This is a genomic window from Rhodobacter sp. NTK016B (assembly GCF_017303295.1).
In the GTDB taxonomy this organism is placed as follows: domain Bacteria; phylum Pseudomonadota; class Alphaproteobacteria; order Rhodobacterales; family Rhodobacteraceae; genus Pararhodobacter.
On the sequence record NZ_JAFKOK010000003.1, the window covers coordinates 123,705 to 138,783 of the forward strand.

At 64.6% G+C, this 15,079-nt stretch carries 13 protein-coding genes and 1 tRNA gene; 8 read left to right on the forward strand and 6 right to left on the reverse strand.

Going from position 1 to position 15,079, the window contains the following annotated elements; genetic code table 11:
• Positions 1 to 338 precede the first annotated feature (338 nt).
• Together JI664_RS04960 and JI664_RS04965 are read right to left on the reverse strand one after the other, a co-directional pair.
• Positions 339 to 428: transfer RNA gene (locus JI664_RS04960), tRNA-Ser, on the reverse strand.
• Positions 429 to 579: 151 nt separating this feature from the next.
• Positions 580 to 1,569, reverse strand: a complete 990-nt coding sequence (locus tag JI664_RS04965; RefSeq protein ID WP_207012617.1) for a LacI family DNA-binding transcriptional regulator — start codon at positions 1,567 to 1,569, stop codon at positions 580 to 582.
• A gap of 126 nt (positions 1,570 to 1,695) precedes the next feature.
• Here JI664_RS04965 and JI664_RS04970 point away from each other — a divergent pair, with 126 nt between their 5' ends.
• Genes JI664_RS04970 through JI664_RS04990 form a run of 5 tightly spaced genes read left to right on the forward strand, consistent with a single transcriptional unit; the run spans position 1,696 to position 7,458 of the window.
• Positions 1,696 to 2,748 (forward strand): sugar phosphate isomerase/epimerase family protein, encoded by a 1,053-nt coding sequence (locus tag JI664_RS04970; protein ID WP_207012618.1) that lies wholly within the window; start codon positions 1,696 to 1,698, stop codon positions 2,746 to 2,748.
• Positions 2,749 to 2,750: 2 nt separating this feature from the next.
• Positions 2,751 to 3,890 (forward strand): Gfo/Idh/MocA family protein, encoded by a 1,140-nt coding sequence (locus tag JI664_RS04975; protein WP_207012619.1) that lies wholly within the window; start codon positions 2,751 to 2,753, stop codon positions 3,888 to 3,890.
• Positions 3,887 to 5,452: a sugar ABC transporter ATP-binding protein gene (locus tag JI664_RS04980; RefSeq protein WP_207012620.1), complete on the forward strand. Its 1,566-nt coding sequence runs from the start codon at positions 3,887 to 3,889 to the stop codon at positions 5,450 to 5,452. The genes JI664_RS04975 and JI664_RS04980 overlap by 4 nt, the downstream gene beginning before the upstream one ends.
• Positions 5,449 to 6,450, forward strand: coding sequence for an ABC transporter permease (locus JI664_RS04985; protein WP_207012621.1), 1,002 nt, complete (start codon positions 5,449 to 5,451; stop codon positions 6,448 to 6,450). Before JI664_RS04980 ends, JI664_RS04985 begins: the two co-directional genes overlap by 4 nt.
• 57 nt (positions 6,451 to 6,507) lie before the next feature.
• Positions 6,508 to 7,458 (forward strand): ABC transporter substrate-binding protein, encoded by a 951-nt coding sequence (locus JI664_RS04990; RefSeq protein WP_207012622.1) that lies wholly within the window; start codon positions 6,508 to 6,510, stop codon positions 7,456 to 7,458.
• Positions 7,459 to 7,741: 283 nt separating this feature from the next.
• On the opposite strand, the gene JI664_RS04995 is transcribed toward JI664_RS04990, so the two are convergent.
• Positions 7,742 to 8,134, reverse strand: coding sequence for a DUF2177 family protein (locus JI664_RS04995; RefSeq protein ID WP_207012623.1), 393 nt, complete (start codon positions 8,132 to 8,134; stop codon positions 7,742 to 7,744).
• Between the two features lie 419 nt (positions 8,135 to 8,553).
• On the opposite strand from JI664_RS04995, the gene JI664_RS05000 reads away from it, so the two are divergent.
• Entirely contained in the window at positions 8,554 to 9,204 is a 651-nt protein-coding gene (locus JI664_RS05000; RefSeq protein ID WP_207012624.1) for a GntR family transcriptional regulator, read from the forward strand.
• Between the two features lie 105 nt (positions 9,205 to 9,309).
• Here JI664_RS05000 and JI664_RS05005 read toward each other — a convergent pair whose 3' ends face one another.
• Together JI664_RS05005 and JI664_RS05010 are read right to left on the reverse strand one after the other, a co-directional pair.
• The gene (locus JI664_RS05005) at positions 9,310 to 9,816 is read right to left on the reverse strand and encodes a MarR family winged helix-turn-helix transcriptional regulator (RefSeq protein WP_207012625.1); all 507 of its coding nucleotides are present in this window, start codon (positions 9,814 to 9,816) and stop codon (positions 9,310 to 9,312) included.
• 69 nt (positions 9,817 to 9,885) lie between these two features.
• Positions 9,886 to 10,611: a type 1 glutamine amidotransferase gene (locus tag JI664_RS05010; RefSeq protein ID WP_207012626.1), complete on the reverse strand. Its 726-nt coding sequence runs from the start codon at positions 10,609 to 10,611 to the stop codon at positions 9,886 to 9,888.
• 70 nt (positions 10,612 to 10,681) lie between these two features.
• Here JI664_RS05010 and JI664_RS05015 point away from each other — a divergent pair, with 70 nt between their 5' ends.
• Positions 10,682 to 11,938: a cytochrome P450 gene (locus tag JI664_RS05015; RefSeq protein ID WP_207012627.1), complete on the forward strand. Its 1,257-nt coding sequence runs from the start codon at positions 10,682 to 10,684 to the stop codon at positions 11,936 to 11,938.
• 41 nt (positions 11,939 to 11,979) lie between these two features.
• Positions 11,980 to 13,272: a glutamine synthetase family protein gene (locus JI664_RS05020; RefSeq protein WP_207012628.1), complete on the forward strand. Its 1,293-nt coding sequence runs from the start codon at positions 11,980 to 11,982 to the stop codon at positions 13,270 to 13,272.
• A 176-nt stretch (positions 13,273 to 13,448) separates the two neighbouring features.
• On the opposite strand, the gene JI664_RS05025 is transcribed toward JI664_RS05020, so the two are convergent.
• Positions 13,449 to 15,077 (reverse strand): alpha-D-glucose phosphate-specific phosphoglucomutase, encoded by a 1,629-nt coding sequence (locus JI664_RS05025; protein WP_207012629.1) that lies wholly within the window; start codon positions 15,075 to 15,077, stop codon positions 13,449 to 13,451.
• Positions 15,078 to 15,079 lie beyond the last annotated feature (2 nt).

The window sequence follows — 15,079 nt, forward strand, 5'->3', positions numbered from 1 at the left end:
GGGTCCTGGCTCGCCTCGGACGCCTCCGTCGGACTTGGGGATCGGCCGCCACGGAGCCGTCCTTCTGGCCGCCCTGCGCCTTCGTGTCGGTCTCCGTCACCGGATGATCTCGCGAACAGGGCGAACCCATGAACGCGGCAACCCATTGGAAATCCGAGGATGTTTCACGCCGTCCCGCCGCCATCGAGGGGCGCTCGAAGAGAGACACGGGCCATTCGGAGACCCATTCTTCGGCAAGCGCCCAGTCTCCGAAGGGCGGATGGCCCTGCCAACGCCCTTTGAAACAAAAAGAAAAAAGGCCTCAATCGGGGCCCCTGGACGGATTCAGTATCTGAATGTGGCGGAGAGACAGGGATTCGAACCCTGGAGACGGTTTCCCGCCTACACACTTTCCAGGCGTGCGCCTTCGACCACTCGGCCACCTCTCCGTTGGCGCAGCAATACCGATGCCGCGCGTGCAAGGCAAGAGGGGGGTGGGGCTTCGATTGCGGGGCGGGGGTGTCGGTTTCGGACGGAGCGTGCAGATCACAGGCCGGAAGATATTGTCCATGCTTATCATGTGTATGGATATAAACGGCCTCAGCGCTGGTACGCGCGGGTCGAGTTGCGGACGACCAGATGGGCGTCGATCAGTTCGCGGCCCGGCGCGAGAGGGCGATTCTCGGTCAACGCGGCGATCAGCCGTTGCGCAGCAAAGCGTCCGAGGCGGACGCGGGGTTGGTGGATCGTCGTCAGCGCCGGAATGTAATGATCGGCGAAATCGACATCGTCGAACCCTACCACGCTGACATCGTCTGGCACCGAAAGGCCCATCCGGTGACACTCGGCGATGAAGCCGAACGCGCATTCGTCCGAGGCCGCAAAGACCGCGCTGGGACGGTCGGGCAGGGCGATCCAGTCGCGCGCCGCCCGCGCGCCCGAGGCCATGGTGAAATCCCCGGCGGCGACCGAGGCATCCAGCCCGCGCGTGGCGCTGCCCGCCAGAAATCCCTCGCGCCGGGTGAGGGCCAGAACGTTGCCCTCGGGTCCGGCGATGTGCAACACCTTGCGATGGCCCAGATCGGCCAGATGATCGACCGCGAGCCGCGCGGCGGCGGCATTGTCGATGGCCAGCCCCGGCAAAGTCGCGCGGGTATTCCATTCGCAAAGTTCGATGACCGGCAGACGCCAGCGCGCCAGGATCTCGGGCGCCAGCGAGCCGTCGAGCAGGATGATCCCGTCCGCGCGCCCGTCATGGCCAAGCGCTTCGATCCGGCCAGCCTCGGCCCGGCTGTCAGACACCTGTACACTGAGACCTGCCGAGCCGGCAACCTCTTGAATCGTTGCAATGATTCTTCCGAAAAACGTGTTCGCCAGATTGGGCGCAAGGACGAGGATCGAGCGCGCCCGCCGCTGTCGCAGATCGCGCGCGGCGGTGTTGACGCGGTAGCCTGTCGCCTCGACCGCGGCCATCACCCTTGCGCGCGTCTCCACCCCAACGACCGCCGGGTTCGACAGCGTGCGGCTGACCGTCGCGGTCGAGACGCCTGCCGCGCGGGCCACGTCGGCGATGCGGATGTTTTTGTTCATGACGCATTGGGGGACGCCAGCGCGCGCGCAAAGTCAAGGCTTGCCATGGAGCATGTCCTGCGATGTAATCGATTACACGACGTCGATTCGCGGCTGGAAGGCCGCCATTTGACGCAGGGAGGATATATGAAGACGATCAAGGGCCCGGCCCTGTTCCTTGCCCAGTTCGCAGGGGACGAGGCGCCGTTCAATTCGTGGGACAGCATCACCCGATGGGCCGCCGATTGCGGCTACAAGGGGGTGCAGGTGCCAAGCTGGGACGCGCGGCTGATCGATCTCGCGACGGCGGCAAGCAGCAAGGATTACTGCGACGAGTTCCTTGGCGTTGCCCGCGCCAATGGCGTTGAGGTGACCGAACTTGCGACCCATCTACAGGGCCAGCTGGTCGCCGTGCATCCTGCCTATGATGCGGGTTTCGACGGCTTCACCGTGCCCGAAATGCGCGGCAACCCGCAGGCGCGTCAGGAATGGGCGGTCGATCAGGTCAAGAAGGCGCTAAGCGCGTCTGTAAACATGGACATCAAAGCCCACGCGACCTTCTCGGGCGCGCTGGCGTGGCCCTATCTCTATCCTTGGCCGCAGCGGGCGCCGGGGCTGGTCGAGACCGCCTTTGACGAGCTTGGCAAGCGCTGGCTGCCGATCCTGAATCACGCCGAGGATTGCGGTGTCGATGTCTGCTACGAGATCCATCCGGGCGAGGATCTGCATGACGGCGTCACCTTCGAGATGTTCCTCGAGCGGGTGAACAACCATGCGCGGGCGAACATGCTGTACGACCCGTCGCATTACGTCCTGCAATGTCTTGATTACCTTGATAATATTGACATCTATGCTGACCGCATCAAGATGTTCCACGTTAAGGATGCCGAGTTCAATCCGACCGGGCGCCAAGGCGTCTATGGGGGCTTTCAGTCCTGGGTTAACCGGGCCGGGCGCTTCCGCTCGCCGGGCGACGGGCAGGTCGATTTCAAGCAGGTCTTCTCGAAACTCACCGCTGCCGGCTTCGATGGCTGGGCCGTGGTCGAATGGGAATGCTGCCTGAAACACCCCGAAGACGGCGCGCGCGAAGGTGCAGCCTTTGTGCGTGATCACATTATCCGCGTGACCGAGAAAGCCTTCGACGATTTCGCCGATGGCGGCGCGGACGACGCGGCCAACCGCCGTATGTTGGGGATCTGAGCATGAAACCGATCAGACTGGGCATGGTCGGCGGCGGGCAGGGCGCCTTTATCGGCGAGGTTCATCGCTTCGCTTCGCGGCTCGACGGGCATTACGATCTGGTGGCGGGGGCCTTGTCCGCGTCACCCGAGAAGGCGAAGGTAAGCGCCGAGGCGCTCAATATCGCACGCGCCTATTCGTCCTACGACGAGATGGCACAGGCCGAGGCCGCGCGCCCCGACGGAATCGAGGCGGTCGCGATCGTCACCCCGAACCACGTGCATGCAGGGCCGGCGATCGCTTTTCTCGATGCCGGTATCCATGTGATCTGTGACAAGCCGCTGACCGCGACGCTGGACGAAGCCAAGGCTCTAGAAGCTGCGGTCGAGCGGTCCAAGGCGTTGTTTTTCCTTACGCATAATTACACGGGCTACCCGATGGTCCGGCAGGCGCGCGAGCTGGTCGAGACCGGTGCGCTGGGCAAGCTGCGGCTGGTTCAGGTGGAATATGTGCAGGACTGGCTGACCGATCCGGTCGAGCGGTCGGGCGATAACAAGCAGGCCGAATGGCGCACCGATCCCGCGCGGTCGGGGGCGGGCGGCTCGGTCGGTGACATTGGTACCCATGCTTACAATCTGGCCGGCTTCGTCTCCGGGCTGAACGTCGAGCGTCTGGCCGCCGATCTCGACGCCTTCGTCGACGGGCGCGCGCTGGATGACAACGCGCATGTTTTGCTGCGCTACGAGGGCGGCGCGAAGGGCATGCTGTGGTGCAGCCAGGTCGCGCCGGGCAATGAGAACGGGCTTAAACTGCGGGTCTTCGGCGACAAGGGCGGTCTCGTCTGGGCGCAGGAAGATCCCAACCGGCTGTGGTTCACGCCGCATGGCGAGGCGACGCGGCTGATCACCCGCCGGGGGGCGGCCGCCAGCGCCGTGGCCGATGCCGTCAGCCGCATTCCCGGTGGCCATCCCGAAGGGTATCTGGAAGGCTTCGCCAATCTCTATACCGGGGCCGCGCTGGGGATTCGCGCGCATCAGGCGGGCGAGCCTTTGCCAGACCTCGCGCAACTCGTACCGGGGATCGAGGCGGGTATGGCGGGGATGCGCTTCGTTGCAGCCTGCGTCGACAGCAGCCGCCGCGATGCTGCCTGGGTGACGCCGTGACGCCGATCCTCGCGCTTGATGACGTCTCGAAACATTTCGGGCCCATCGAGGTTCTGCACGGGCTGTCCTTTGCGCTTTATCCCGGCGAAGTGCACGCGCTGATCGGCGAGAACGGGGCGGGGAAATCCACGACGATGAAGATCCTTGCGGGCTATCAGCCCGCGAGTTCCGGGCGCATCACGCTGGATGGCGCGCCGGTGACCTTCGACACGATGCGCGCCGCCGAAGAGCAGGGCATCGTCATGATTCACCAGGAATTCAACCTGGCCGAGTTGCTGACGGTCGAGCAGAACATGTTCCTTGGGCGTGAGCTGCGGCGCGGCCCGTTCCTGCGCCGGGCCGAGATGCAGCGCCAGACGCGCGCGCAGCTGGCGCGGGTCGAATGCCACGCCGATCCGCGTGCCCTGGTTCGGGAATTATCCAATTCCGACAAGCAGATGCTGGAAATCGCCAAGGCCCTGTCGCGCGATGCGCGGGTGCTGATCATGGACGAGCCGACCGCCGTTCTGACCAATAACGAGACCGAGATCCTGTTCCAGCAGGTGCGGGCTTTGCGCGAACAGGGCACGGCGGTGATGTTCACCTCGCACAAGCTTGACGAGGTCAAGGCGATCGCCGACCGGGTCACCATCATGCGCGACGGCAAGGTCGTGTTCACCGGACCTGCCGAGGGGCTGAGCGAACAGGACATGGCCGAGGCGATGGTCGGGCGTGAATTGTCCGACCTCTATCCCGTCAATCCCGGCACCGTGCCGGGCGAGGTGGTGCTGCGGGTGCAAGAACTCGATGTGCCGGGCCATGCCAGCGATATCGGTTTCGAGCTGCATCGCGGCGAGATCCTCGGCATCGCCGGGCTCGTGGGATCGGGCCGAACCGAGGCGATGGAGGGGCTTTGCGGCCTCAGACCCGCCACCGGCGCTGTCGAGATCGAGGGCGAAAGCGTCACCATCCGCCGCCCCTCGGACGCGCTGGATCGCGGGCTTTGCTATCTGACCGAGGACCGCAAAACGCGCGGCCTGCTGCTGGACAAATCCATGCGCGAGAATGTCACGCTTCAAGCGCTGCCGCGGCGGGCAGGCGTGATGATCGACCGCGCGGGCGAAGAGCGCATTCTTGACGAAGCGATCCGCGATTTCGACATCCGCGGCGCGCGTGGGGTGCGGGTGGGCAACCTGTCGGGCGGCAACCAGCAGAAACTGTTGCTGGCCAAGGTCATGCAATCCGAGCCGCGCATCCTTGTCACCGACGAACCCACGCGCGGCATCGATATCGGCACCAAGCAGCAGATCTATCGCTTCCTGCGCGGGCTGGCCGATCAGGGCACCTCGGTGATCGTGATCTCGTCGGAAATGCAAGAGCTTATCGGCCTTTGCGACCGCGTGCTGGTCATGCGGCTGGGCCGGATCACCGGCCAGCTTGCGGGCCACGACATTACCGAGCGCGGCATCGTCCGGCTGGCGATGGGCATCGCGCAAGACCCCGACCCACAGACCGACAGCAAGGCAGGGCAGGGCGAAGCGACGCCCGCCTCCGACATTCTCGATTCGGATCGACCGACATGACGCAGACCGACACCGCAACCGCAAAGCCAGCGCGCCGCCTGCCGCCGATGACCGTGATCGGCCCGGTCGTGGCGCTGATCGCGCTCATCATCATCGGCGCGATGCTCAACCCCAACTTCCTGGGCTATGCCAACCTGACGAACGTGCTGTCACGCTCGGCCTTCATCGGCATCATCGCTGTTGGCATGACTTTCGTCATCACCGCAGGCGGTCTCGACCTATCGGTGGGCTCGATGGCGGCCTTTATCGCGGGGCTGATGATCCTTGTGATGAATGCGGCGCTGCCGGTGCTGGGCGTGGGCCTGCCGATCATTTTCCTCGGCGTTGCCACGGCGCTGGTCGCCGGGGTGATCGCGGGCCTTATCAACGGCTTGCTCATCACTAAGGTCGGGATCGAGGCCTTTATCGTCACGCTGGGCACAATGGGCATCTATCGCTCGCTGGTGACGTGGATGGCCGATGGCGGCACGCTGTCGCTGGATTTCGGCCTGCGCACCTTCTACCGCCCGGTCTATTACGACGGCATCCTTGGCATTTCCTGGCCGATCATCGTCTTTGCGCTCTGCGTCATCGTGGGCGAGATCTTCCTGTCGCGCGGCGTTTTCGGGCGCCATGTCGCGGCGACCGGCGCCAATGCCGAGGTCGCGCATTATTCCAGCGTCAACACCACGCGCGTGCGGCTGGCCACCTATGTGCTGCTGGGCCTGCTCGTTGGCGTGGCGACCATCATGTATGTGCCGCGGCTCGGCTCAGCCTCGCAAACCACGGGTATTCTGTGGGAGCTCGAGGCGATCGCCGCCGTCATCATCGGCGGCACCTATCTGAAGGGTGGTTTCGGACGCGTCTGGGGCACGGTGATCGGCGTGCTGATCCTGAGTCTGATCGAGAACATCCTCAATCTCACCGACTATGTATCGCCCTATCTCAACGGCGCGGTCCAAGGCGTGATGATCATTCTCGCTGTGATCCTGCAGCGCGGAGCGAAGACCGGCAAATAGGCCACAAAGGCCGCTGCCGGAAGACTATCCATCGGTCAAACAGGGAGGAGAACCGACATGACCCGCCATTTCCCCAAAGCCGCCCTCGCGGTCAGCTTTCTGGCGCTTGCCGCACCCGCGGTTGCGCAGGACACGACCGTGATCGGCGTGTCCATTCCCGCCGCCACCCATGGCTGGGCGGGGGGCATGAACTATCACGCCCAGGCCACCGTCGACCGGCTTGAAGAGGTCTATCCGCAGCTCGATTTCGTGCTGTCGACGGCGTCGAACGCGGCCGAACAGGTCAACGATATCGAGGACATGATGGCCACCCGCGACATCGCCGCGCTGGTCGTTCTGCCCTTCGAATCCGAGCCCCTGACGGGCCCGGTTCAGGCGCTTTCCGAAAGCGGCATCTGGATCACCGTGGTCGATCGCGGCCTCTCGGTCGAGGGGATCGAGGATCTTTACGTTGCCGGCGACAATCCGGGTTTCGGCCGTGTCGCGGGTGAGTTCTTCACCGGCGCCATGCCCGATGGCGGCCAGATCGTCGTTCTGCGCGGTATTCCGACGACCATCGACAACGAGCGTCTTGCGGGCTTCGAAGAAGCCATCGAAGGTTCGGGCATCGAGATCCTTGCCGCCGAGCACGGCAACTGGAACCGCGACGACAGCTTTACCGTGATGCAGGACTTCCTGTCGCGTTATCCTGAAATCGACGCGGTCTGGGCCTCGGACGATGACATGGCGATCGGTGCCATGGCCGCGATCGACGCAGCCGGTCGCGACGACATCCAGTTCGTTCTGGGTGGCGCGGGCATGAAAGAGATGATCCAGCGCACGATGGAAGGCGACGAGATGGTTCCCGCCAACGTCACCTATCCGCCCGCGATGATCGCCACCGCCATCGAGATGACCGCCGTCGGCGTCACCTCGAACGCGCCGGTTTCGGGCACCTTCACCATCGGTTCGGTCCTGATCACGCCCGAAAATGCCGAGCAATACTACTATCCCGACAGCCCGTTCTGATCCTCCCGGACAAAACGCCGTCGGTATGGTCGGGCCCTTCGGGGCCCGGCCTTTTCATGTCGCGCCCGGCACCTGCGGATCTGGCGCCGGGCGCGGAGGCTTGCGCGCGCTTCCGTGTATCGTGCCCGCTGGGGCTGAACATCCGGTAAACGGCGATGACGGTGACGAACAGATCCGAGGTGCGAAGCTGATCGAAGGGCATCGCGCTACCAAACCAGACCGCTTCCCTTCGCTGGATACGTGCCGACACAATGGCCGGCGCGTCGCGCCCAAAGGCGCCCGGTCACGCCTGAAAGCGCAGCGCGATCATGACCCCGGCCCAGGCAGAGAACCCGGTCAGGGCGGTGCCCCACAGCGTATCGGTCGCCACCATCGCCCAAGACCAGTCTTTCATCACCGCCATAGAGGTGAATTCGTACGTCCCGTAAGCCATGGCCCCGACCAGCGCTCCATACATCAGCGCGCGCATCGGCTCCCCATCGCGCAAGGCAGGCAGCGAAACCAGCACGACCAACCCGGCAACATAGGCGAGGTAGAACACCCCTGCCGCGCCCAGCATCGGCGAGTCGCGCATCGCGTCGCCCAGATGGCGCACGAAAAGCGGCTTCATCACAAGGCTCAGCATCACCGCGTCGAGCGCAAGGAAGATGAAAGCGGTGGCAATATAGAGGATCATGGCGGTCTCCGGTTTGCAATGCCACCCAGATAGCGCGACATGGTCATCCGGACAGGGCAGGCGGCCACGCGACTGTAGGCCCCTATTCATGGAACTCGGAACATGCGGGCGAAAATTCTGTCTCGCCTTCCTCTATCGTTTTGGTTCTGTGCTCCTCGTTGTTGAACGGCTCTTTCCGGAACACCGGGTAGTCCCGAACATCCCTCGCCCGGACCCTTTGTGCCGAGGTTCGAAGCCCTGACACATGCAACGTCGCGTTCGAACCATCCCTTACCGCATAGGTCTTAACGCAGGGCTAAGACGATCCTGCGCACGGGTTCATGGGTTGTGTGATCTCTAAGTGTATCTCTGCACAGGAACCGCTTGTACGAATAGCGCCACCTTGTGTATACATAAAGCAGGCTGTGACGGAGGGATCCTTGGCCAATCAGACCGAAACCATCCTCACCTCGCTGCACGACTGGATCGACGCTGGTCGGCTCAACCCCGGTGACGAGATCGACGAAGCCTCGCTCGTTCAGCATTTCGGCGTCTCGCGCACCCCTGTGCGTGAAGCCTTGATGCAGATCGAGGCGACCGGGCTGGTCAAGCGGCTGCCGCGCAAGGGGGCGGTCGTGTTCAAGCCGACGCTTGAAGAGTTCTTTGCGATTCTCGAAATTCACGCCCAGCTCGAAGGGCAGGCGGCCGGGCTGGCGGCGCGGCGCATTTCGGCCAATGGACGCGCGGCCTTGCAGGCGGTGACCGAGGCCTGTGACGAACATGCGGCTCGGCTTGGCGGGGCCGAGCCCGACGCCTATTATCAATTGAACCTGCGCTTTCATGCAACGGTGGGCGAGGCGGCGAGCAACCCGTTCCTGCTGGACCTGATCAAGACCAATGCGCGCAAGCTCATGGCCTATTACAGGGCGCGCTACCGCTATGCCGGCGTCATCGCCGAATCCGCGCGCGATCACCGGGTGATCGCCGATCTTATCCTGAACGGCGATGCCGATGCGGCCGAGCTGGCGATGCGCCGGCATGTGCAGCTCGATCAGCTTACGGCGATGGACCTGTTGGCCGCGCTGGCGTGAAAGCGGCGTTTTGTTGCCGGCGTTGTTTCAAGCTCGATAGCCTCCCGGGCCGGGGGGCTGTTTTCTATGGGGCGGACGGGGGTGCTGTCCTGTTTCAACGTCGCGTTACCCCCGCGCCCCTGCTTCATGCGCGATGAGCGAGCGCAGCAGGATCCGCATCGCCTGACCGGCCTGAGTTTCACCATTGCCGAGCGGCTCGACCAGCCGGGTTTCGAGCGTTCTGACACGGGCGCGGGCCTGCGTCAGAACGCGTTCACCCTGCGCCGTCAGGGAAAGGCTGCGCGCGCGGGCATCGCCCGAGACCGCGCCACGGGCGATCAGCCCGTCGCGTTCCAGCGCCCGTGCGAGTTTCGAGGCGAAGATCGGCGTGACCGCCAGAGCGGCGGCCAGATCGCTCTGCAGCAGCGGACGATCAACAGGAGAGCGCAGGTCTGTTTGGTCCGCCATGTCCATTCGCTCGGGCAGAAGGTCGCGCCGCGACTGGCCCACCACGTCGAGTGCCGCGAATTGCGCATGGGTCAGGCCGAGATCGGCCAGCGCCCGGTCGGTCATCCGCCGCCAGCGGGTGGAGAGGGTCCAGACGAGAGCGCCTAAAGTGGGTCGGTGACGCATGAGATGTCCATGGTTACGATCAACATGGACATCAAAGACGGCAAGAGTTTACGAAATCCCTAAGACCCGTCAGACCGAATGCGCTTGCGTGAAGAAATCGGCGATCCAGCGGGCCATCCGGGCATTGTCGACCTCTTTTGACATCGCGCTACGCGCATTCCCGATCACCTCGGACGGGACGTCGGCAGGGTCGTGGCTGCCCAGTTCTTCGATCAGTCCTGCCATGAAATCGGGCGTGATTTCCGGGTGGTACTGGGTGGTGAAGACGGTGCTGCCGATCGCCAGATGACCGTAGGGCGTCGCATCGGTCCCGCCCAGCACGCGCGCACCCGGCGGCGGGGTGAGAACCTGCTCGTTATGCGCGGCGTTGAGCGTGACGCTACAGGCTTCGCTCCACGGAGCCGGGTGGCGTAGCTGGCTTTCGACAGGGCCGAGAACCCAGCCGCGCGGATTGCGTCCCACGCGTCCGCCCAGAGCGCGCGCCACCGCCTGATGGCCGAAACAGGCACCGAAGACCGGCAGGCCCGCCGCAACCGCGTCGCGGAGCATCGCCAGCAACCCGGCCACCCAGGGCGCGTCGTCATGCACCGAGGCCGGGCTGCCCGAAACGATGACGCCGTCGAACGCGTCGGGGGTCAGCGTCTCAGGCGCCTCGCCATCGGGCAACTTGAACGCGGTATAGCGCCAGTCCCGGGTCACCGGCGCCAGCAAGGCCTGAAATTTCGCCACTTCGCTGGAATGACGGGCCGCGAAGGCCGAGCGGTCGGTATTAGCGTCGAGAAAGGCGATATGCATGAACATTCCATTTGCATACTAATAGATGTCATGAATATACATAAAGGGGTAGGCAATCAAGGAGTGTCGCATGACCATCTGGACGCCCAGCGATGACGGCCAGGCCGATCTGACCTCGCACGATACATTCGTGAGCGGCCCGCCGCATAACACCTTTGCCCGGATGCGTGCCGAGGATCCGATGGCCTGGACCGAATGGGACGCGGGCGAGGGGTTCTGGTCGGTCACCCGCCATGCCGATATCCTGACCCTGAACCGGCAGACCGACCTGCTGTCCTCGGCGCGCGGTATCCGGATGGAGGACCAGACCTACGAGGAATACCTCGCCCGGCGGACCTTTCAGGAGACCGACCCGCCCGAGCATACCCGCACCCGCATGAAGGTGATGAAAGCCTTCTCGCCCCGCGTCGTCGGCGCGTTCGAAGAACAGATCCGCGATCTGTGCGACACGATCCTCGATCAGGCCCTGCAGCACGACACGTTCGACGCGACCAAGCTGATCGCGCGCCAATTGCCGATGCTGATGCTGGGCCGGATCATCGGCACCCCGGACGAGGATCTGCCGTGGCTGGTGGAAAAGGGCGACGCGCTGATCGCCAATACCGATCCCGATTTCACCGAGCATGTGCTCGACCGCATGACCACCGATGAATACCGGCTCATGCCCTTCAACTCGCCGGCGGGGGCCGAGCTTTACAATTACGCCAAGGATCTGATGGCTTCGAAAGCCGCGCGCGGCGATACCGAGGGCGTGCTGCACCTAATCTTGCAGCCTGACGAGAACGGCGAGACGATCAGCGAGACGGAATTCCGTAACTTCTTCTGCCTTCTGGTCGCGGCAGGCAACGACACCACGCGGTACTCTATCGCCGCCGGCATTCAGGCCATGGCGCATCAGCCCGAATTGCTGGCGCAGATCCAGTCGGGCGCGGTCGATGACACGATGGCCGATGAGATCATCCGCTGGGCCACGCCCGCTTTGTACTTCCGTCGCACCGCCACGCGCGATTTCGACATGCATGGCAAGACTGTGAAAGCGGGCGACAAGGTGCTCTACTGGTTTGCCAGCGGCAACCGCGACGACGCGGCCTTCGACGATCCGTTCCGCGTGGATCTTGCGCGCAAGCCCAACAAGCATCTCAGCTTCGGGCAGGGCGGGCCGCATCTGTGTCTGGGCATGCATCTGGCCCGGCTGGAAGTGCGGGTGCTGTTTCAGGAACTCGCGAAACGGATCTCGGGCATCGAACCGGCCGGAGAGCACAAATTCCTCCGCTCGAACTTCGTCGGCGGTATCAAAGAACTTCCGGTGCGCGTCACGCGCGCCTGACAAAACCAAGAAAAGAACAGACCAACATCAGGGAGACACCCATGCGAGACCGCCTCAGACCCGTCTGGTGCGACCATCTGTCCATCCTGCGCGGGAAATACCTGCCGCAGGAAAAGATCGGCACCGGCTCGACCCGCTTCGCCCAACCTTGCCTTGCGGTCCATTACGACAAGGACCTGATCGTCGATGCGCCGGGTACGAACTGCCTCGACGGGCTGCCCGACATGACGCTGAGTTGGGAGGCGCAGGATATCCGCCCGGGCTGGGAGCCGGGCGTGCATATGGTCACGGGCGATCTGACCGACCGCGACGGCGCTCCGATCGAAGCCGCCGGGCGCACCGCGCTGAAGCGTGCCATTGCCGACTGGCAGAAACACGGCCTGACCCCGAAAGTGGGGATCGAGCTGGAAGCTTATGCCTTTACCCGCGCCGAGGATGGCAGCCTGCAGCCCTATGACACGCCGGGCGCGCATGTCTATGGCGGCGGCCCGTTCAACGACCCGCTGGGCTTTTCAGATGCGATCTGGGAAGCGGCCGAGGCGGCGGGCTTCAAGCTCGACCTCGTCACCACCGAATACGACGCGCCGCAATTCGAGTTCACGCTGGCCTTCGACGAGGCGCTGGCGGCCATGGACGATCTGGTGATGTTCCGCCAGCTTGCCCGCGAAGTGGCGTTCCGCAAGGGCGTGATCCTGACCTTCCTGCCCAAGCCGCTGTTCGACAAGGGCGGCAACGGCATGCATATCAATCTCAGCTTCGCGGATGCTGCGGGCGAGAACGCGCTGGGGCAGGGCGAGGAGGGCGGCATCGCCGGGATGACCGACCTTGCGCGTGGCTGCATCGCCGGCTGGATGGCGCATCACAAGGGGCTGTCGGCACTGGTCGCGCCCTCGGTCAATTCCTATGCGCGGCTGCAACCGGCCTCGATGGCGGGCTACTGGGCCAATTGGGGCGTCGATCATCGTGGCGTCACCGCCCGCGTGTCGGGCGAGGGCGGCAAGAAAGCGCGGCTGGAACACCGGATGGCCGATGCCTCGGCCAATCCCTATGCCGCTGTCGCGGCCGTCCTGCAGGCGGCCCGGTTGGGTGTCGAGGGACAGAAGGCCCTGCAACCGGCCGAGACGCAGGATTGCTTCATGGGGCAGGATACCGAGCTGGGGGTGGCGGAGTCGCTGGCCGCAGCGCTGGACGATCTGGAAGCGGACACCGCGCTGGTGGCGGCGATGGGCGCGGATTATTGCGCCCACCATGTCCATATGAAGCGCGTCGAGGTCGACAAGACCAAGGACATGACGGCAGAGCAGGCGCGCGACTTCGCGATCTGGTTCGTCTGACTTGCACGGGCGTTTGGGGCAGGGCGGCTTGCTCGGGCCCCCGCAAGGGGGGCCGCTCGCCGCGCCGGCGGGACTTGCGCCCCGCGCGCCCGGCCCAAACAGTACGGCATAAGCACAAGGCCGGGTGAATGCACCCGGCCTTGTCTTAGCGTGTTCAGAACTAGCCGAGGGGCGTCTCAGGTGATGACATCCGGCCCCGTGCGCCCCGTCCGCTTCGAGATCCCCGCCAGCACATCCGCCGCCGCGATCACCGGCGCCAGAGCGGCCTGCGGGTCCTGACCGAAATCCTGCGGGTCGAAGCGTTCCAGATAGACCCGCAGCGTCGCGCCCTCGGTCCCGGTGCCCGAAAGCCGCATCACCACGCGCGCGCCGCCCTCGAACCGGATCTGCAGTCCCTGTTTCGCCGCGACCGAGCCGTCAACCGGATCGGTATAGCTGAAATCCTCGGCGCTCTCGATGATCAGCCCTTCATGGGTCCAGCCTGGCAGGCCGCCCATCTCGGCGCGCAGATCGTCCACCAGCCGGTTGGCGATGTCGCTGTCGATCGCCTCGTAATCGTGGCGCGAATAATAGGTGCGCCCGAACTCGGCCCAGTGATCGGCCATCACCTCGGCCACCGATTGCTTCTTCACGGCAAGGATGTTGAGCCACAAGAGCACGGCCCAGAGCCCGTCTTTCTCGCGCACATGGTCCGAGCCGGTGCCTGCCGATTCCTCGCCACACAGCGTGGCCATTCCGGCATCGAGCAGGTTGCCGAAGAACTTCCAGCCGGTGGGCGTGGCATAGCAATCCATGCCGCGGGCCTCGGCCACCCGGTCGACCGCGCAGGAGGTCGGCATCGAGCGCGCGACGCCCTTCAGCCCGCCCGCATAGCCCGGCGCCAGAGAGGCATTCGCGGCCAGCACCGCAAGGCTGTCGGAGGGCGTAACATAGGCATTGCGCCCGACGATCATGTTGCGATCCCCGTCACCGTCCGACGCTGCGCCGAAATCAGGCGCGTCAGGGCCATACATCGCGTCCATCAGGTCCTTGGCCCAGACCGGGTTCGGGTCGGGATGGCCGCCGCCGAAATCCGGGGACGGCACGGCATTGACGACCGAGCCCTTGGGGGCGCCCAGGCGGTTTTCCAGGATTTCGGTCGCGTAGGGGCCGGTGATTGCGTGCATCGCATCGAAGCGGAGGCGGAACCCGCCCGCAAGCAGCGCGCGGATCGCGTCGAAATCGAACAGCGTCTCCATCAGCGCGGCATAGGCGTCGACCGGATCGACGATTTCCAGCGTCATGTCGCCAAAGGCGCGTTCGCCCAGCGCCGACAGGTCGGCATCGGGGCCTTCCCAGATGTCGTAGCTGTCGATCGTCTCGGTCGCCTCATAGATCGCCTGCGTGATCCCTTCGGGCGCGGGGCCGCCATTGGCGATGTTGTACTTGATGCCGAAATCCTCGTCCGGGCCGCCGGGATTGTGGCTGGCCGACAGGATCACCCCGCCATCGGCCTTGCGGGCGCGGATCAGGTTCGACGCGGCAGGGGTCGACAGAAACCCGTTCTGTCCCACGATTACCTTGGCGGCGCCCGAGGCGGCGGCCATTTTCAGGATCGTCTGGATCGCGCGGTCGTTGAAGAACCGCCCGTCGCCGCCGACGACCAGCGTGCGCCCCCTGATCCCGCCGATACCGTTCCAGATCGACTGAACGAAATTCTCGAGATAGCCGGGCTGCATGAAGACGCGGGTCTTCTTGCGCAGGCCCGAGGTGCCGGGCTTCTGGCCGGCGATGGGTTGCGTGGCGATGCGGGTGTGTTCGGTCATTC

Bases quoted from the DNA above. Each gene is read 5' to 3' on its own strand.
- JI664_RS04965 (WP_207012617.1), bottom strand. From the start codon at position 1,569: ATGAACAAAAACATCCGCATCGCCGACGTGGCCCGCGCGGCAGGCGTC.
- JI664_RS04970 (WP_207012618.1), top strand. From the start codon at position 1,696: ATGAAGACGATCAAGGGCCCGGCCCTGTTCCTTGCCCAGTTCGCAGGG.
- JI664_RS04975 (WP_207012619.1), top strand. From the start codon at position 2,751: ATGAAACCGATCAGACTGGGCATGGTCGGCGGCGGGCAGGGCGCCTTT.
- JI664_RS04985 (WP_207012621.1), top strand. From the start codon at position 5,449: ATGACGCAGACCGACACCGCAACCGCAAAGCCAGCGCGCCGCCTGCCG.
- JI664_RS04990 (WP_207012622.1), top strand. From the start codon at position 6,508: ATGACCCGCCATTTCCCCAAAGCCGCCCTCGCGGTCAGCTTTCTGGCG.
- JI664_RS04995 (WP_207012623.1), bottom strand. From the start codon at position 8,134: ATGATCCTCTATATTGCCACCGCTTTCATCTTCCTTGCGCTCGACGCG.
- JI664_RS05005 (WP_207012625.1), bottom strand. From the start codon at position 9,816: ATGCGTCACCGACCCACTTTAGGCGCTCTCGTCTGGACCCTCTCCACC.
- JI664_RS05010 (WP_207012626.1), bottom strand. From the start codon at position 10,611: ATGCATATCGCCTTTCTCGACGCTAATACCGACCGCTCGGCCTTCGCG.
- JI664_RS05015 (WP_207012627.1), top strand. From the start codon at position 10,682: ATGACCATCTGGACGCCCAGCGATGACGGCCAGGCCGATCTGACCTCG.
- JI664_RS05020 (WP_207012628.1), top strand. From the start codon at position 11,980: ATGCGAGACCGCCTCAGACCCGTCTGGTGCGACCATCTGTCCATCCTG.
- JI664_RS05025 (WP_207012629.1), bottom strand. From the start codon at position 15,077: ATGACCGAACACACCCGCATCGCCACGCAACCCATCGCCGGCCAGAAG.